Annotated in this window: 13 protein-coding genes, 1 tRNA gene and 1 pseudogene; all 15 read left to right on the top strand. The window is 65.6% G+C overall.

Annotated elements, in window-relative coordinates:
- Positions 1 to 99 (top strand): annotated as a pseudogene (locus ASG51_RS23420) (elongation factor Tu); the annotation flags it as partial.
- Positions 100 to 385: 286 nt separating this feature from the next.
- Positions 386 to 462: transfer RNA gene (locus ASG51_RS12000), tRNA-Trp, on the top strand.
- 216 nt (positions 463 to 678) lie between these two features.
- A complete protein-coding gene (gene secE / locus ASG51_RS11995) occupies positions 679 to 981 on the top strand; it encodes a preprotein translocase subunit SecE (RefSeq protein ID WP_056218145.1) in 303 nt (100 codons plus the stop codon).
- A gap of 66 nt (positions 982 to 1,047) precedes the next feature.
- Positions 1,048 to 1,581: a transcription termination/antitermination protein NusG gene (nusG, locus tag ASG51_RS11990; RefSeq protein ID WP_056218143.1), complete on the top strand. Its 534-nt coding sequence runs from the start codon at positions 1,048 to 1,050 to the stop codon at positions 1,579 to 1,581.
- A 219-nt stretch (positions 1,582 to 1,800) separates the two neighbouring features.
- Complete coding sequence (rplK, locus tag ASG51_RS11985; protein WP_056218139.1) at positions 1,801 to 2,253, top strand: 50S ribosomal protein L11; 453 nt, start codon at positions 1,801 to 1,803, stop codon at positions 2,251 to 2,253.
- Positions 2,254 to 2,265: 12 nt separating this feature from the next.
- Positions 2,266 to 2,964, top strand: a complete 699-nt coding sequence (rplA, locus tag ASG51_RS11980) for a 50S ribosomal protein L1 (protein WP_056381049.1) — start codon at positions 2,266 to 2,268, stop codon at positions 2,962 to 2,964.
- A 282-nt stretch (positions 2,965 to 3,246) separates the two neighbouring features.
- A complete protein-coding gene (locus ASG51_RS11975) occupies positions 3,247 to 4,872 on the top strand; it encodes a B12-binding domain-containing radical SAM protein (protein WP_056218133.1) in 1,626 nt (541 codons plus the stop codon).
- 552 nt (positions 4,873 to 5,424) lie between these two features.
- Positions 5,425 to 5,955: a 50S ribosomal protein L10 gene (gene rplJ, locus ASG51_RS11970; protein ID WP_055954702.1), complete on the top strand. Its 531-nt coding sequence runs from the start codon at positions 5,425 to 5,427 to the stop codon at positions 5,953 to 5,955.
- A gap of 57 nt (positions 5,956 to 6,012) precedes the next feature.
- The gene (rplL, locus tag ASG51_RS11965; RefSeq protein ID WP_056218129.1) at positions 6,013 to 6,393 is read left to right on the top strand and encodes a 50S ribosomal protein L7/L12; all 381 of its coding nucleotides are present in this window, start codon (positions 6,013 to 6,015) and stop codon (positions 6,391 to 6,393) included.
- A gap of 249 nt (positions 6,394 to 6,642) precedes the next feature.
- A complete protein-coding gene (rpoB, locus tag ASG51_RS11960; protein WP_056275830.1) occupies positions 6,643 to 10,767 on the top strand; it encodes a DNA-directed RNA polymerase subunit beta in 4,125 nt (1,374 codons plus the stop codon).
- Positions 10,768 to 10,939: 172 nt separating this feature from the next.
- Positions 10,940 to 15,148: a DNA-directed RNA polymerase subunit beta' gene (rpoC, locus tag ASG51_RS11955; protein ID WP_056381046.1), complete on the top strand. Its 4,209-nt coding sequence runs from the start codon at positions 10,940 to 10,942 to the stop codon at positions 15,146 to 15,148.
- 447 nt (positions 15,149 to 15,595) lie between these two features.
- Entirely contained in the window at positions 15,596 to 15,967 is a 372-nt protein-coding gene (rpsL, locus tag ASG51_RS11950; protein WP_018044234.1) for a 30S ribosomal protein S12, read from the top strand.
- A 105-nt stretch (positions 15,968 to 16,072) separates the two neighbouring features.
- On the top strand, positions 16,073 to 16,543 hold the full coding sequence (gene rpsG, locus ASG51_RS11945; RefSeq protein WP_055954713.1) for a 30S ribosomal protein S7: 471 nt from the start codon (positions 16,073 to 16,075) through the stop codon (positions 16,541 to 16,543).
- A 30-nt stretch (positions 16,544 to 16,573) separates the two neighbouring features.
- Positions 16,574 to 18,649 (top strand): elongation factor G, encoded by a 2,076-nt coding sequence (gene fusA, locus ASG51_RS11940; protein WP_056275823.1) that lies wholly within the window; start codon positions 16,574 to 16,576, stop codon positions 18,647 to 18,649.
- A 69-nt stretch (positions 18,650 to 18,718) separates the two neighbouring features.
- A partial coding sequence (locus ASG51_RS24150; protein WP_156375624.1) for a GTP-binding protein occupies positions 18,719 to 18,817 on the top strand: 99 nt, incomplete at its 3' end.

The following is an 18,817-nucleotide window of genomic DNA, read 5'->3' as shown; positions in this document are numbered from 1 at the left end:
CTGATCGTGCCGGTGGCCATGGAAGAGAAGCTGCGCTTCGCCATCCGTGAAGGCGGACGCACCGTCGGCGCAGGCGTCGTCGCCGCCATCAACGAGTAGACCCGTCGCCATCGGGCGCCCCTCGCGGGACACCCGACCGGTGACACGACGCGGCGCCCCGGATCGCTCCGGGGCGCCGTTGTCGTTTCCGAGGTCCGCGTTTCCCAGGTCCGCGTTTCCAGGGTCCGCGTTTCCAGGGTCCGCGTTTCCAGGGTCCGCGTTTCCAGGGTCCGCGCCGGCCTGAGAGCCGTCGCGAAGGTTCTTCGCCGACGACGCCGTTTGACCATTGCGAAGCCCTCGCGACCGGTCTATAGCAGCGCCGCGGCGGAGGACTCGTCCTTCGCATAGGAGTGTAGCTCAACTGGTCAGAGCGCCGGTCTCCAAAACCGGAGGTTGCGGGTTCGAGTCCCTCCACTCCTGCCATTTGGCCGCATCAGACCCGTCGATCCTCCCAGCCCTCTTCCCTTTCAGCAGATCGCTCCTTAGCGAAGTCCGGCCGGGCGCAGTCGACAAGCCCGGCGACTTGCGTTAGAGCGGTCGCCTTCCGAGATCGATGAAGGCCGTCGATGCAGGCTCCTCCCCGGAGCCGCCGCGTCGCGCTTTCCCGAAGCTCGGGCCGATCTCCCTGTTGTTGGCGCCATGGCATCGAACGAAGCATCGAAGAAAGTGGATCTCGCGCGCACCCCGCAGCGCGGCTCCACCACGCCGACGCCCCCTCGGGCGACCCCGCCGGTGCGCCCCGCGCAGAAGCGCGTGGGTCCGGCCGAGTTCCTGAGCCAGGTTCGCGACGAGGGCCGCAAGGTCACGTGGCCGACCCGCAAGGAGACCGTCGTGACCACCGTGATGGTGTTCATCATGGTTGTGGTGGCGAGCATCTTCTTCACGGTGGTGGACCAGGCGCTGCGCTATCTCGTGACTCTGATCCTCGGGGTCGGCGCCTAACAACTTCTCGGCCCGGGCGCGCTGCGGCGTGATCGGGCTGACTGACGTCAGGATTTGGTGAGAACCGTGTCGAAGCGCTGGTACATCGTCCACGCCTACTCGAATTTCGAGAACAAGGTCGCGCAGTCCATCAAGGATCAGGCGGCCCAGCGTGGCCTGATGGAGCTGTTCGACGAGGTCATGGTTCCGACCGAGAAGGTCGTCGAGGTGCGCCGGGGCCGCAAGGTCGATGCGGAACGCAAGTTCTTCCCCGGCTACGTCCTGGTGAAGTGCGACCTGACCGACGAGGTCTACCACCTCATCAAGAACACCCCGAAGGTGACGGGCTTCCTCGGCGCCGACAAGTCCAAGCCGGTTCCGATCCCGGATGCGGAGGCCGAGCGCATCAAGGGGCAGGTCGCCGAGGGCGTCGACCGTCCCAAGCCCTCCGTGTCCTTCGAGATTGGCGAGACGGTTCGGGTTTCCGACGGTCCCTTCGCCTCCTTCAACGGCACCGTCGAGGAGATCGATGAGAGCCGGTCGCGCCTCAAGGTCGCCGTGTCGATCTTCGGCCGCGCCACGCCGGTCGAGCTCGAATACGGGCAGGTCGAGAAGGTCTGATCCGGCCCCATTTCGGGTGAGTCGTCCCCGGCTCGCCCCATGTCCCTTCCCGCCCGGCCTCGGCCGCGCGCGAAACCACCGTCCCGCGCGACGGTGTCATACGCGGGAGGCCCGCCCGGTTCGCCGCCGGGGTCCACGGACCGAACCGCGACCTGCAACCGCCCGTTCCGTCCGCGCTGAGGCCAGCCGGATGCCGGGCATTCTTTGGGAGCAGTCCCTATGGCAAAGAAGATCACGGGCTACGTGAAGCTTCAGGTTCCGGCCGGCGCCGCGAACCCGTCGCCGCCCATCGGCCCCGCGCTCGGTCAGCGCGGCCTCAACATCATGGAATTCTGCAAGGCCTTCAACGCGAAGACCTCCCAGATCGAGAAGGGCACCCCGATCCCGGTCGTCATCACGGCGTACCAGGACCGCTCCTTCACCTTCGAGATGAAGCAGCCGCCGGTCACCTTCTTCCTGAAGAAGGCCGCCGGCCTGAAGATCGGCAAGAAGCCGGCTTCCGGCTCGAAGACCCCGGGCAAGGCCGGCTCCAATGTCGGCAAGGTGACCGAAGCGCAGCTGCGCGAGATCGCCGAGAAGAAGATGCCCGACCTGAACTGCGACTCGGTTGATGCCGCCGTCGCCATGATCCGTGGCTCCGCGCGGGCCATGGGCCTCGACGTCGTCGCTTAAGGGGAGGGCACAATGGCACATGAAGGCAAGCGCATCCGCGCCGCCCGCGAGGGCATCGACGCGCTCAAGCTTTATCCCATCGACGAGGCGATCAAGCTCGTGAAGGAGAAGGCCAGCGCCAAGTTCGACGAGACCGTCGAGATCTCGATGAATCTCGGCGTCGACCCGCGCCACGCCGACCAGATGGTCCGCGGCGTCTGCAACCTGCCCAACGGCTCCGGCCGCACGGTGCGGGTGGCGGTGTTCGCCCGCGGCGCCAAGGCCGACGAGGCCAAGGCTGCCGGCGCCGACATCGTGGGCGCCGAGGACCTCCTCGAGATCGTCCAGAGCGGCAAGATCGAGTTCGATCGCTGCATCGCGACCCCCGACCTGATGCCGCTCGTCGGCCGTCTCGGCAAGGTGCTCGGCCCGCGCGGCCTGATGCCGAACCCGAAGGTCGGCACCGTGACCATGGACGTGAAGGGCGCCGTCGCCGGCGCCAAGGGCGGCTCCGTCGAGTTCCGCGTCGAGAAGGCCGGCATCATCCACGCCGGCATCGGCAAGGTCTCGTTCGACGCCGACAAGCTCGTCGAGAACATTAAGGCCTTCGCCGACGCGGTCGCGAAGGCGAAGCCCGCCGGCGCCAAGGGTCAGTACGTCCAGCGCGTCGCCGTGACCTCCTCGATGGGTCCGGGCGTGAAGGTTGAGCCCGCGAGCGTCCTCACCGCCTGATCCTTCAGGCTTGAACAGAATGGAAGCGCCCGGCCTCGCGGCCGGGCGTTTTCGTTTGTGCTCAGGCTCGCCGGAACGGCTTCTCAGCATTCGGCCGGCCCAAGCCCTCGGGGACTGCGTTCCCCGACCACCGCGCACCGGCGGTTCGGGTTCGACCACGATCAAAGAGCCGTGAGGGAGGAATGCCCCGCGCCGTTCCAGGAGCGGACGGTCGTCGGAGCGCCCAAGAAAAGAACACAGGAGGGTGACGCCTTCGCGTAGGCCTGTGCTAGGTATGCAGTCATGCGATGCTCCCTCTCCGTGACCTCGAAGCGACGCATCCTGTGCGTCTTTCCCGCCTACACGCCGTCCTTCGGGACCTTCTCTCACGCCTACCCCCTGATGGGCGGCGTGAAGGCCTTCATGCCCCCGCAAGGGCTCCTGCTGATCGCGGCCTACATGCCCGAGTCGTGGGAGTACCGGTTCATCGACGAGAACATCGCCCGGGCCGGCGCAGCGGACTTCGCCTGGGCCGACGCGGTGTTCGTGTCCGGCATGCACATCCAGGCCCCGCAGATCCGGGATATCTACGCCCGCGCCCACGCGGCCGGGAAGGTGACGGCGCTGGGCGGCCCCTCGGTCTCCGGCTCCCCCGAGCAGTATCCCGAATTCGACTACCTGCATCTCGGCGAGATCGGTGACGCCACCGACGAGCTGGTCGCGATCCTCGACCGCGATGTCTCGATCCCGGCGGCCCAGGTCCGCCTGGAGACCAAGGAGCGGCTCCCGCTCTCGGACTTCCCGGCCCCTGCCTACGAAGCGGCGCCCCTCAAGCGCTACCTCATCGGATCGCTGCAATTCTCCTCGGGTTGCCCCTATCGCTGCGAGTTCTGCGACATCCCGCAGCTCTACGGCCGTCAACCGCGCCTGAAGAGCCCCGAGCAGATGCTCGGTGAGCTCGACGCCATCATCGCGCAGCCCGGCCATCCGGCGGTGGTCTATTTCGTCGACGACAACTTCATCGGCAACCGCAAGGCCACGAAGGACATGCTGCCCCACCTCGTGGCGTGGCAGAAGAAGAACGACTATCCGCTCCAGTTCGCCTGCGAGGCGACGCTGAACATGGCCAAGCAGCCCGACATCCTCGAGCTGATGCGCCAGGCCAACTTCATGACCGTCTTCGTCGGCATCGAGACGCCCGAGGAGGACGCCCTCGCGGGAATCGACAAGAAGCACAACGCCGCCGTGCCGATGTACGAGGCGATCGAGACCCTGAACCGCTTCGGCCTCGAGGTGACCTCGGGCATCATTCTCGGCCTCGACACGGACACCGATCAGTCGGAGCAGAAGCTCATCGACTTCATCGACAAGTCGGCCGTGCCGGTGCTGACGATGAACCTCCTGCAGGCGCTGCCGAAGACGCCGCTCTGGGATCGCCTGACCCGCGAGAACCGCCTCGTCCACGATGCGGCGCTCGAATCGAACGTGCTCTTCAAGCGCCCGCACGACGACGTCGTGGCCTCCTGGCGCCGGGCCATCGCCCACGCCTACGAGCCGGCGCAGATCTTCGAGCGCTTCCGGCACCAGGTGGAGGTGACCTACCCGAACCGGATCAAGACGCCGGTCAGGGGCAAGCTTACCCGCACCAACCTGCGCCGCGGCCTCGTGCTCGGCTTCAACATCGCTGTGCGCGTCGGACTGCTGTCCGATTACCGGCGGGTGTTCTGGCGCGCCGCCGGCCACGCCCTGAAGCGCGGACAGATCGAGGCGGTGTTCAACATGGGCTTCGTCGCCCACCACCTCATCCGCTTCACCCGGGAAGCCCTGCGCGGCGAGCACAATGCCTCGTTCTACGCCGCCAAGGCGGACCAGAAGCGCGACGCCCGCGAGCCCTGGTGGCGGGCCGCCCGCAAATTCCTGCCGACCTGACAGGCTTTTGCGGCCCATCCGCAGGCGGCTTCGGGCCGCCTGCGGCGTCAAGGGAAAAGCGTCGCCTGCGACGGAATAATCGCCCGGGGCACTTGGCAGGCTGCTTGCAAGGCTCTATAGACCCCGCTCAACGTTTTCATACATGAGAAAGGAATCGACCGATCGGTCGCATTCCGATTGAGAGATCGCCTGGGAAACCAGGTGATGTTGGCCGGAAGGCTTTGAGGGGCATGAAACCCCTTCTGAGCTTCGTCCGGCCATGTCCTGTCCGAGACTGCAGGCGCCGGGTCACCGGCTTAATCCACACGCCTGCACAGACTGGGAAGACCGAAATTCTACTGCCCTCGCCGGGTCCGCATCGCGCGGGCAGGGTGAGGCATCGGTTTGAACCATCTCACCCATGTCGTCCACCCGTTCCGGGGGGCGGTAGGGGACAGGGCCGTGAAGCGTCGCCAAGGACGTTCCGGCTTCGTGTTAAGCCGAGTTCCGTCCCGGGCGGCATGTGCAACCGGCGGACCCGTTTTCGGGTTCCGCCAACCGGAGAGAGCCCCAGTGGACAGGACAGCCAAAGCTGATCTCGTCTCGACGCTCAACGGCGTGTTCGCGAACACCGCCGTCGTCGTCGTGGCCCACTACAAGGGCCTCACGGTCGCCGACATGCAGAAGCTGCGCTCGCAGATGAAGCAGGCCGGCGCCACCGTGAAGGTCACCAAGAACCGCCTCGCCAACATCGCTCTCGATGGCACGGACGTCGCCTCCATCAAGCCCCTCCTGAAGGGTCCGACCCTGCTCGCCTATTCGAGCGATCCGGTCGCGGCCGCCAAGGTTGCGGTGGACTTCGCCAAGGTCAACGACAAGCTCGTGATCCTCGGCGGCGCCATGGGCACGACCGCCCTGAACCCGGACGGTGTGAAGGCCCTCGCCTCGCTGCCGTCCCTCGACGAACTGCGCGGCAAGATCGTGGGCCTCATCCAGGCTCCCGCGACCAAGATCGCCCAGGTCGTCAACGCACCGGCGGCCAAGCTCGCCCGCGTGTTCGGGGCCTATGCCACCAAGGACGAGGCTCAGAGCGAAGCGGCCTGAGGCCGCATCGCCCTTTTCAACCCATCCGTTCAAACCGATATCCAAGGGAATACCAACATGGCTGATCTTGCCAAGCTCGTCGACGACCTGTCCTCGCTGACCGTTCTCGAGGCTGCCGACCTCGCCAAGATGCTCGAAGAGAAGTGGGGCGTCTCGGCCGCCGCTGCCGTCGCCGTGGCTGCCGGCCCGGCCGCCGGTGGTGGCGCTGCCGCCGCCGCCGAGGAGCAGACCGAGTTCACGGTCATGCTGACCGCCGCTGGCGACAAGAAGATCGAGGTCATCAAGGAGGTCCGCGCGATCACCGGCCTCGGCCTCAAGGAAGCCAAGGACCTCGTCGAGGGCGCTCCGAAGGCCGTCAAGGAGTCCGTCAACAAGGAAGAGGCCGAGAAGCTCAAGGCTCAGCTCGAGAAGGCTGGCGCCAAGGTCGAGCTCAAGTAAGACACTGCGATGGGCCGTTCCGGCCCGTCACTCTCCGTCGGGCCCCTCCGGGCCTGACGGCACCAACGGCCCGCGGGTTCACGCCCGTGGGCCATGGTCGCTTCAAGCGGCCCGACCGGCCCGCGCAAGGGCCACGGGATTTTCAGTTCGGGAAGGCGTCGTCCGGCGGGGCGGGCCCGAAGCCTGGTTGCGGGAGGCAGACGCCTTCCCCGGGCACCCGGTACGCGGGACGTAGGAGCGAGGTCACCCATGGCCAACACGCTGGTCGGTCGCAAGCGGATTCGCAAATTCTTCGGCAAGATCAAGGAAGTCGCCGAGATGCCGAACCTCATTGAGGTTCAGAAGGCGTCCTACGACCAGTTCCTGATCATGGATGAGCCGGAAGGCGGACGGGGCGACGAAGGCCTGCAGACCGTGTTCAAGTCGGTCTTCCCGATCTCGGACTTCTCCTCGACGGCCCTCCTCGAGTTCGTGAAGTACACGTTCGAGCAGCCGAAATACGACGTCGACGAGTGCCGCCAGCGCGGCATCACGTACGCAGCCCCGCTCAAGGTCACGCTGCGCCTCATCGTGTTCGATGTGGATCCGGATACCGGTGCGAAGTCGGTCAAGGACATCAAGGAGCAGGACGTCTACATGGGCGACATGCCCTTGATGACGGAGAACGGCACCTTCATCGTCAACGGCACCGAGCGCGTCATTGTCTCGCAGATGCACCGCTCCCCGGGCGTGTTCTTCGACCACGACAAGGGCAAGACCCACTCGTCGGGCAAGCTCCTGTTCGCCGCCCGCATCATCCCGTATCGCGGCTCCTGGCTCGACGTCGAGTTCGACGCCAAGGACATCGTGCACGTCCGCATCGACCGGAAGCGCAAGCTCCCGGTGACGTCGCTGCTGTTCGCCCTCGGCCTCGACGGCGAGGAGATCCTGTCGACCTTCTACAACCGCGTGATCTACGACCGGGACGGTGCCGACTGGCGCGTGCCCTACGACGCCGAGCGCCTGAAGGGCTTCAAGGCCTCCGTCGACCTCATCGACGCGGAGTCCGGCGAGGTCGTGCTCGAGGCCGGCAAGAAGCTGAACGCCCGCAACGCCCGGCAGATCGCCGAGCGCGGCGTGCAGTTCCTCAAGGCCACCGACGAGGACCTGATCGGCCAGTACATCGCCGAGGATCTCGTCAACGCCAAGACCGGCGAGATCTGGGCCGAGGCCGGCGACGAGATCTCCGACAAGCTCCTGAAGAGCCTCGAAGAGGTCGGCGTCTCCGAGCTTCCGGTTCTGGACATCGACCACATCAACGTCGGTCCCTACATCCGCAACACCCTGGCGGTGGACAAGAACTCGGCCCGCGAAGGCGCGCTGTTCGACATCTACCGGGTCATGCGCCCGGGTGAGCCGCCGACCCTCGACACCGCCGAGGCGATGTTCCACTCGCTGTTCTTCGATTCCGAGCGCTACGATCTCTCGGCCGTCGGCCGCGTGAAGATGAACATGCGCCTCGACCTCGACGCCGAGGACACCGTGCGGACGCTCCGCCGCGAGGACATGCTCGCGGTCGTGAAGGCGCTGGTGGACCTGCGCGACGGCAAGGGCGAGATCGACGACATCGATCACCTCGGCAACCGCCGGGTGCGCTCGGTCGGCGAGCTGATGGAGAACCAGTACCGCCTCGGCCTGCTCCGCATGGAGCGCGCGATCAAGGAGCGGATGTCCTCCGTCGACATCGACACGGTGATGCCGCAGGACCTCATCAACGCGAAGCCCGCGGCCGCGGCCGTGCGCGAGTTCTTCGGCTCGTCGCAGCTTTCGCAGTTCATGGACCAGACGAACCCGCTCTCGGAAGTGACGCACAAGCGTCGCCTCTCGGCGCTTGGCCCGGGCGGTCTGACCCGCGAGCGCGCCGGCTTCGAGGTGCGCGACGTTCACCCGACCCATTACGGCCGCATCTGCCCGATCGAGACGCCGGAAGGCCCGAACATCGGTCTGATCAACTCCCTCGCCACCTTCGCGCGGGTGAACAAGTACGGCTTCATCGAGACCCCCTTCCGGCGGGTGAAAGACGGCGTCGTCACCACCGACGTCGCCTATCTATCGGCGATGGAGGAGGCGAAGTACTACGTCGCCCAGGCCAACGCGCAGATGGACGAGACCTTCAAGCTGACGGAGGACCTCGTGGTCTGCCGTCGGGCCGGTGACGTCATCGTCGTGCCCCCCGATCGCGTCGATCTCATGGACGTGTCGCCGAAGCAGCTCGTCTCGGTCGCCGCCGCGCTCATCCCGTTCCTCGAGAACGACGACGCGAACCGCGCGCTGATGGGTTCGAACATGCAGCGCCAGGCGGTGCCGCTGGTGCGCGCCGATGCGCCCTTCGTCGGCACCGGCATGGAGGCCGTGGTCGCCCGCGACTCCGGCGCCGCCATCGCCGCCCGCCGCACCGGCATCGTCGACCAGGTGGACGCCACCCGTATCGTGATCCGGGCCACCGAAGAGGCCGACGCCAACAAGCCCGGCGTCGACATCTATCGCCTGCAGAAGTTCCAGCGCTCCAACCAGTCGACCTGCATCACGCAGAAGCCGCTCGTTCGCGTCGGCGAGGCCGTGAAGAAGGGCGAGATCATCGCCGACGGCCCCTCGACGGAGTTCGGCGAGCTCGCCCTCGGCCGGAACGTGCTCGTCGCGTTCATGCCGTGGAACGGCTACAACTTCGAGGACTCGATCCTGCTCTCTGAGCGGATCGTGAAGGATGACGTGTTCACCTCGATTCACATCGAGGAATTCGAGGTGATGGCCCGAGACACCAAGCTCGGTCCGGAAGAGATCACCCGCGACATCCCGAACGTCTCCGAAGAGGCGCTCAAGAACCTCGACGAAGCCGGCATCGTCTATATCGGCGCCGAGGTTCACGCCGGCGACATCCTGTGCGGCAAGATCACGCCGAAGGGCGAGAGCCCGATGACGCCGGAGGAGAAACTCCTCCGCGCCATCTTCGGCGAGAAGGCGTCCGACGTGCGCGACACCTCGCTCCGGGTCCCCCCGGGCGTGACCGGCACGATCGTCGAGGTCCGGGTGTTCAACCGCCACGGCGTCGACAAGGATGAGCGCGCCCAGGCGATCGAGCGCGAGGAGATCGAGCGCCTCGCCAAGGACCGCGATGACGAGCAGGCGATCCTGGATCGCAACACCTACGCGCGTCTCGCCACGGTCCTCATCGGCCAGGCGCCCATCGCGGGGCCGAAGGGCTTCAAGAAGGAGGCCACGCTCACCCGCGAGCTCCTCAGCGAGTACCCGCGTTCGCAGTGGTGGCAGTTCGCCGTCATCGACGACCGTCTCATGACCGAGATGGAAGCGATGCAGAAGCAGTACGACGAATCGAAGAAGCGCCTCGAGCAGCGCTTCCTCGACAAGGTCGAGAAGCTGCAGCGCGGCGACGAGCTCCCGCCCGGCGTCATGAAGATGGTCAAGGTCTTCGTGGCGGTGAAACGCAAGATCCAGCCCGGCGACAAGATGGCCGGTCGCCACGGCAACAAGGGCGTCGTCTCCCGGATCGTGCCGATCGAGGACATGCCGTTCCTGGAAGACGGAACGCATGCCGACATCGTCCTGAACCCGCTCGGCGTGCCCTCGCGCATGAACGTCGGCCAGATCCTCGAGACACACCTGGGTTGGGCCGCGGCCGGACTTGGCCGCAAGGTCAGTCAGGCGGTGGATGCCTACCTGCGCAGCAACGACATCGCGCCCCTGAAGGCAGAGATGGAGGCGATCTACTCGCCGTCCGAGCTGGAAGGTCTGACCGACGAGGAGATGGCGGAGGCCGCCAACAACGTGCGCCGCGGCGTACCGATGGCGACCCCGGTGTTCAACGGCGCAAAGGAAGCCGACATCGAGCAGATGCTGGAGATGGCCGGTCTCGACCGGTCGGCCCAGTCGACACTCTATGACGGCCGCTCGGGCGAGCCCTTCGACCGTAAGGTGACGATGGGCTACATCTACATGCTGAAACTGCACCACCTCGTGGACGATAAGATCCACGCCCGGTCGATCGGCCCGTACTCCCTGGTCACCCAGCAGCCGCTGGGCGGAAAGGCGCAGTTCGGCGGTCAGCGCTTCGGCGAGATGGAGGTCTGGGCCCTCGAAGCCTACGGCGCCGCGTACACGCTGCAGGAGATGCTCACGGTCAAGTCGGACGACGTCGCAGGCCGCACCAAGGTCTACGAGGCCATCGTGCGCGGCGACGACACCTTCGAGGCCGGCATCCCCGAGTCGTTCAACGTGCTCGTCAAGGAAATGCGCTCGCTGGGTCTCAACGTGGAGCTCACCTCCTCGAAGAAGCTCGCCAACGACCAGATCGAGCCGCCCGCAGAGGCGGCCGAATAACCACCGCATCACGCTCCCGCGCCGGGTTCGACCCCGGCGCGGTCGGAGCGGGGAGGGGCAGGGCCTCCCGTTCTACGGTCAGTGACGATCCGGCCGGTCGTTGCGCCGCATCCGTTTTCAGCACGCGGTCAGCCCCTCGGCGGAGGGTGCGCCACGTCAGCAGGAGTAGATCATGAACCAAGAGGTCATGAATCTTTTCAACCAGCAGGCTCAGCCCCAGAGCTTCGACCAGATCAAGATCTCGATCTCGTCGCCGGAGAAGATCCTCTCGTGGTCTTTCGGCGAGATCAAGAAGCCCGAGACGATCAACTATCGCACGTTCAAGCCCGAGCGTGACGGCCTGTTCTGCGCGCGGATCTTCGGACCGATCAAGGATTACGAGTGCTTGTGCGGCAAGTACAAGCGCATGAAGTACAAGGGCGTCATCTGTGAGAAGTGCGGCGTCGAGGTCACCCTCGCGCGCGTCCGGCGCGACCGCATGGGCCATATCGAGCTCGCCGCCCCCGTCGCCCACATCTGGTTCCTGAAGTCGCTGCCCTCGCGCATCGGCCTGCTGCTCGACATGGCCCTCAAGGACCTCGAGCGGATCCTGTACTTCGAGTCCTACTGCGTCATCGAGCCGGGCCTCACCCCCCTCAAGGAGCGTCAGCTCCTGTCGGAGGAGGAGTACCTGCGCGCTCAGGAGGAGTACGGCGAGGACAGCTTCACCGCCATGATCGGCGCCGAGGCCATCCGCCGGATCCTGCAGGAGCTCGACCTCGACGGCATCGCCGATGCCCTGCGCGAGGAGATCGCCACCACCACGTCCGAGCTGAAGCCCAAGAAGCTCCTCAAGCGCCTGAAGATCATCGAGGCCTTCCAGATGTCGGGCAACAAGCCCGAGTGGATGATCCTCACCGTGGTTCCGGTGATCCCGCCGGACCTGCGCCCGCTCGTCCCCCTGGACGGCGGCCGCTTCGCCACGTCCGATCTCAACGATCTCTACCGCCGCGTCATCAACCGCAACAACCGGCTCAAGCGGCTGATCGAGCTGCGGGCGCCGGACATCATCATCCGCAACGAGAAGCGCATGCTTCAGGAGGCGGTCGACGCGCTGTTCGACAACGGCCGCCGCGGCCGCGTCATCACGGGCGCCAACAAGCGTCCTCTGAAGTCGCTCGCCGACATGCTGAAGGGCAAGCAGGGTCGCTTCCGTCAGAACCTCCTCGGCAAGCGCGTCGACTATTCCGGCCGTTCGGTCATCGTCGTCGGTCCGGAGCTGAAGCTGCACCAGTGCGGCCTGCCGAAGAAGATGGCGCTGGAGCTGTTCAAGCCGTTCATCTACGCGCGCCTCGACGCCAAGGGCTTCTCCGCCACGGTGAAGCAGGCCAAGAAGCTCGTGGAGAAGGAGAAGCCAGAGGTCTGGGACATCCTCGATGAGGTGATCCGCGAGCATCCGGTGATGCTGAACCGCGCGCCGACCCTGCACCGCCTCGGCATCCAGGCCTTCGAGCCCAAGCTGATCGAGGGCAAGGCGATCCAGCTGCACCCGCTGGTCTGCACCGCCTTCAACGCGGATTTCGACGGCGACCAGATGGCCGTGCACGTCCCCCTGAGCCTCGAGGCTCAGCTGGAAGCGCGCGTCCTGATGATGTCGACCAACAACATCCTGCACCCGGCGAACGGTCACCCGATCATCGTGCCGTCGCAGGACATCGTGCTCGGCCTCTACTACCTGTCGATCGTGGCCGAGGGGGCGATCGGCGCCTTCGACCCGACCAACAAGCAGAACCCGATGCAGGGCGTCTTCGGCAACATCGGCGAGCTCGAGCACGCCCTGGCGGCCAAGACCGTCAAGCTGCACACGAAGATCCGCTGGCGCTGGAACGGCATCGGCCCGGATGGCGAGCCGCTGACGAAGACCTACGACACCACGCCGGGCCGGGTGATCCTGTCCACGGCCCTGCCGCAGCACGCCAAGGTGCCTTTCGACGTCGTCAACAAGCTGATGACCAAGAAAGAGATCTCCGCGATGATCGACACCGTCTACCGCCACTGCGGTCAGAAGGAGTCGGTGATCTTCTGTGATCGCATCATGGCGCTGGGCTTCAACCACGCGTTCAAGGCCGGCATCTCGTTCGGCAAGGACGACATGGTCGTGCCCGCGAACAAGTGGTCGATCGTCGGGTCGACCCGCGACCTGGTCAAGGAGTTCGAGCAGCAGTTCAACGACGGCCTGATCACCCAGGGTGAGAAGTACAACAAGGTCGTCGACGCCTGGGGCAAGTGCTCGGCCCGGCTCGCGGACGAGATGATGGCCGCGATCTCCGCGGTCCAGAAGGACGAGAACGGGACCGACAAGCAGGTCAACTCGGTCTACATGATGGCGAATTCCGGCGCCCGCGGCTCCCGCGAGCAGATGCGCCAGCTCGCCGCCATGCGCGGCCTGATGAGCAAGCCCTCGGGCGAGATCATCGAGACGCCGATCATCTCGAACTTCAAGGAGGGCCTCGACGTGCTCGAGTACTTCAACTCCACCCACGGTGCCCGTAAGGGTCTCGCGGACACGGCGTTGAAGACTGCGAACTCGGGCTACCTGACCCGGCGTCTCGTCGACGTGGCCCAGGACGCCGTCATCCGCGAGGTCGATTGCGGCACCACCAACGGCATCCGCATGCGCGCCATCGTGGATGCCGGCCAGGTCGTGGCCCCGCTCGCCATCCGCATCCTCGGCCGCGCCACGGCCGAGGATCTGGTGGCCCTCGACGGCACGGTGATCGTCAAGACCAACGAGACGATCGAGGAGAAGCACCTGCCGGCCATCCAGGCCGCCGGGATCCAGGAGGTCAAGATCCGTTCGGTGCTCGTCTGCGCCACGAAGAGCGGCGTCTGCGCCACCTGCTACGGGCGCGATCTTGCCCGCGGCACGCCCGTGAACATGGGTGAGGCGGTCGGCGTCATCGCCGCCCAGTCGATCGGCGAGCCGGGCACCCAGCTCACCATGCGCACCTTCCACATCGGCGGCGCCGCCCAGATCTCCGACTCGTCCTTCATCGAGTCGAGCTTCGAGGGCACGATCAAGATCCGGAACCGCGCCCTGGCACGGAACTCGGATGGCGATCTCATCGCCACCGGCCGCAACGTCTCCATCGTCATCGTCGGGGTCGACGGGACCGAGCGCGCCAACCACCGCCTGCAATACGGTGCGAAGTTGCGGGTGGACGAGGGCGACACCGTCAAGCGCGGACAGCGCATTGCCGAGTGGGACCCCTATACCCGTCCGATCATCACCGAGACGGACGGCGTGGTGGCCTACGAGGACCTCATCGACGGCCAGTCGATCACCGAGACCACCGACGAGTCGACCGGCATCGCCAAGCGCGTCGTCATCGACTGGCGCGGGACGGCCCGCACCGCCGACCTCAAGCCGGCGATGCTGGTGCTCGATGCCGACGGCAAGCCGATGAAGCTGCCGCGCGGCTCGGACGCCCGCTACTTCCTGCCCGTCGACGCCATCATCGGCTACGATCCGGGTGCGAAGGTGAAGGCGGGCGACATCCTGGCCCGCGTCTCCGCCGACTCGGCCAAGACCCGCGACATCACTGGCGGTCTGCCGCGGGTGGCGGAGCTGTTCGAGGCCCGTCGTCCCAAGGACGCGGCCATCATTGCGGAGAAGTCGGGTACGATTCAGTTCGGGCGCGACTACAAGAACAAGCGTCGCCTGACGCTGACGCCGCATGATGGGTCCGAGGCGGTCGAGTACCTGATCCCGAAGGGCAAGCACATCCACCTTCAGGACGGCGACGTGGTCGAGCTCGGCGACTACATCGTCGACGGCAATCCGGCCCCGCACGACATCCTGGCGATCAAGGGCGTGGAAGAGCTCGCTGCCTACCTCGTCAACGAGATTCAGGAGGTCTACCGGCTGCAGGGCGTGTCGATCAACGACAAGCACATCGAGGTCATCGTCAGGCAGATGCTGCAGAAGGTCGAAATCACCGACGGCGGAGATTCCGACATCCTGACGGGCGACCAGATCGACCGGACGGAGCTGGCGGAGATCAACGAGAAGCTGCTTGCCGAGGGCAAGAAGCCGGTCGTGGGCGTACCGGTCCTCCTGGGTATCACCAAGGCAAGCCTGCAGACGAAGTCGTTCATCTCGGCGGCGTCGTTCCAGGAGACCACCCGCGTGCTCACCGAGGCGGCCGTCAACGGGAAGATCGACTACCTCGAAGGACTCAAGGAGAACGTGATCGTTGGGTCGCTCATCCCGGCCGGCACGGGCTCCATGGCGGCCGAGATCCGCGCCGTGGCGCGGCGTCGCGACAACCTCATCCTGCAGCAGAAGGCCGCCGAGAGCGGGGCTCAGCCCCTCTCCGAGCTGCCGCCCGCCGCGGAATAAGCGACCGCTCCATTGCGACGAACAGGAAGGGGCCGTCCCAAGGGGCGGCCCCTTTCGCATGGGTGCCGTCCGTCCGGATCTGCTGCGCGTTCGTGCCCCGCAACTTCATGAACTTGTAACGGAATGGGTTGACGCGGGGCGAATCCGCCTCTATCAGGCCCTCATTGAACGGCTGGCCGTAGGCAGCAATCGATCGTGAGGCCCAGAGCCTTGATCCAGGCTTCCTAAACGCATCCGACTTCAACAGACGAACACGTGTCAGCCCGGCACGATCGCTTGCTCCGATGCGGGTGATCCTCTGCTTGCAACGGCGCGCCAAAGGCTGACATCAGCCTGGGGCGCGGCTTTGCGTTTCGTCGCACGCCACGTGCGATGCCGGGGCCGGCCAGAACGAGATTTGGATTTCGACGGTCACCGCTGCAGGTGACGCGTTTCGAGAGGATTGGCATGCCGACGATCAACCAGCTGATCGCTCAGCCGCGCAAGGCGCAGAAGAGCCGCAACAAGGTGCCGGCGCTCGACGCCTGCCCGCAGAAGCGTGGCGTCTGCACCCGCGTCTACACGACGACCCCGAAGAAGCCGAACTCCGCGCTCCGCAAGGTTGCCAAGGTTCGCCTGACCAACGGCTTCGAGGTCATCGGTTACATCCCGGGCGAGGGCCACAACCTTCAGGAGCACTCCGTGGTGATGATCCGCGGCGGCCGCGTGAAGGACCTTCCCGGCGTGCGCTACCACATCCTGCGCGGCGTGCTCGACACGCAGGGCGTCAAGGGTCGCAAGCAGCGCCGCTCCAAGTACGGCGCCAAGCGTCCGAAGTAAGACCGATATTCGCGCACCCTGTAAGGATGTCGCCGGCCTCCCAGAGGCTCAAGGCGGCCTGCGCAGGGTGGTTTCAAGAAGACCAAGTTTAAGACGGAGCGAGCGATGTCCCGCCGCCATTCTGCCGAGAAGCGTGAGATCATCCCGGACCCGAAGTACGGGGACATCGTGCTGACCAAGTTCATGAATTCGATCATGTACGAGGGCAAGAAGTCCACCGCTGAGCGGATCGTCTACGGTGCCTTCGACATCGTCGAGAACCGCGCCCGCGCCAACCCGATCGAGGTCTTCCGCGCTGCCCTCGAGAACGTCGCCCCGGCCATCGAAGTCCGCTCCCGCCGCGTCGGCGGCGCGACCTACCAGGTCCCCGTCGAAGTACGTACGGAGCGCCGCCAGGCGCTCGCCATCCGTTGGCTGATCCAGGCTGCCCGCGGCCGGAACGACCGCACCATGGTCGAGCGTCTCTCCGCCGAGCTGCTCGACGCCGCGAACAACCGCGGCAACGCCGTGAAGAAGCGGGAAGACACCCACCGGATGGCGGAAGCCAACCGCGCCTTCTCGCACTACCGCTGGTAAGCGGACCCGGACCCTTTCAGGAGCAATCCGATGCCCCGCACGCACGCGATCGAGGACTACCGCAACTTCGGCATCATGGCTCACATCGATGCCGGCAAGACCACGACCACCGAGCGGATCCTCTACTACACCGGCAAATCCCATAAGATCGGCGAAGTCCACGACGGCGCCGCGACGATGGATTGGATGACGCAGGAGCAGGAGCGTGGCATCACGATCACGTCCGCCGCGACCACCTGCTTCTGGCGCGACAAGCGCCTGAACATCATCGACACTCCCGGCCACGTGGACTTCACCATCGAGGTGGAGCGCTCGCTCCGCGTTCTCGACGGCGCCGTCTGCGTGCTGGATGGCAACCAGGGCGTCGAGCCTCAGACGGAAACCGTCTGGCGCCAGGCCGACAAGTATGACGTGCCGCGCGTCGTGTTCGTCAATAAGATGGACAAGATCGGCGCCGACTTCTTCAAGTGCGTGGCCGACATCATCGACCGGGTCGCCGGTAAGCCTGTATGCCTGCAGCTGCCGATCGGTGCCGAGACGACCTTCAAGGGCGTCATCGACCTGATCAAGATGAAGGCCATAGTCTGGACCTCCGAGAAGCTTGGCGCGGATTTCTCCGAGACCGAGATCCCGGCCGATCTTGCCGACCAGGCTGCGGAATACCGCATCAAGCTCGTCGAGGCTTGCGTCGAGATGGATGACGACGCGATGGCCGCGTATCTGGACGGCGTCGAGCCGGATCAGGCAACGATGCACCGCCTCGTCCGCACGGCCGTGCAGCGTCGTGCTTTCCACCCCGTGCTCTGCGGTTCGGCCTTCAAGAACAAGGGCGTTCAGCCGCTCCTCGATGCAGTCGTGGATTATCTGCCGTCGCCCGCCGATCGTGGCGAGATCAAGGGCCTCGACTTCAAGACTGAGGAAGAGACCGTCCGTCACCCGGCCGATTCCGATCCCTTCTCCATGCTCGCCTTCAAAATCATGGACGATCCGCACGTCGGCACGATCACGTTCTGCCGGGTCTACTCGGGCAAGATCGAGTCCGGTGCCAACGTACTGAACTCCTCGCGCGACAAGAAGGAGCGTGTAGGCCGCATGCTCCTGATGCACGCCAACAACCGCGAGGACGTCAAGGAAGCCTTCACGGGTGACATCGTCGCCCTGGCTGGCCTCAAGGAAACCCGCACGGGCGATACGCTGTGCGATCCGAAGGACGCCGTCATCCTCGAGAAGATGGAGTTCCCGGAGCCGGTGATCGAGATCGCCGTTGAGCCGAAGTCCAAGGCCGATCAGGAGAAGCTCGGAATCGCCCTGGCCAAGCTCGCCGCCGAGGACCCGTCGTTCCGGGTCTCGACGGACCAGGAGTCGGGCCAGACCATCCTTCGCGGCATGGGCGAGCTTCACCTCGACATCAAGGTCGACATTCTGCGCCGGACCTACATGGTCGATGCGAATATCGGTCAGCCGCAGGTGGCGTATCGTGAGAAGCTGACGAAGCGCACCGAGATCGACTACACCCATAAGAAGCAGACCGGTGGTACTGGTCAGTTCGCCCGGGTGAAGTTCATCGTGGAGCCCAACGAGCCCGGCAAGGGCTTCGAGTTCTCCTCGAAGATCATCGGCGGCACGGTGCCGAAGGAGTACATCCCGGGCGTCGAAAAGGGCCTGAATTCGGTGCTCGGCGCCGGTATTCTGGCCGGCTTCCCGGTGGTCGACATCAAGGTCGAGCTGATCGACGGCGCCTATCACGATGTCGACTCGTCGGCCCTCGCCTTCGAAATCGCCTCGCGTGCCGCGCTCCGTGAGGCCCTTCAGAAGGGCGGCTCGGTGCTCCTCGAGCCGGTCATGAAGGTCGAAGTCGTCTCGCCTGAAGAGTATACCGGCTCGGTGATCGGCGATCTCAACTCCCGCCGCGGCCAGATCCAGGGCCAGGACATGCGTGGCAACGCGAACGTCATCAACGCGATGGTGCCGCTGGCCAACATGTTCGGTTACGTGAACCAGCTCCGGTCCTTCTCGCAGGGCCGCGCCAACTTCACGATGCAGTTCGACCATTACGAAGAGGTGCCGCGCGGCGAGGCCGAGAAGGTCGTCGCCAAGTACGCCTAAGCCGGCGGCGCCCTTCGGGGCGCCTCCCGCACCCCTTCAGACGCAACATCAGATCAGACGGAGCCTATCATGGCCAAAGAGAAATTCGCGCGTACGAAGCCGCACTGCAACATTGGCACGATCGGTCACGTGGATCACGGCAAGACGTCGTTGACGGCGGCGATCACG

Origin of the sequence: Methylobacterium sp. Leaf465 (genome assembly GCF_001424705.1) — a bacterium.
GTDB lineage: Bacteria > Pseudomonadota > Alphaproteobacteria > Rhizobiales > Beijerinckiaceae > Methylobacterium.
This window is presented reverse-complemented; position numbering and strand designations above follow the sequence as displayed.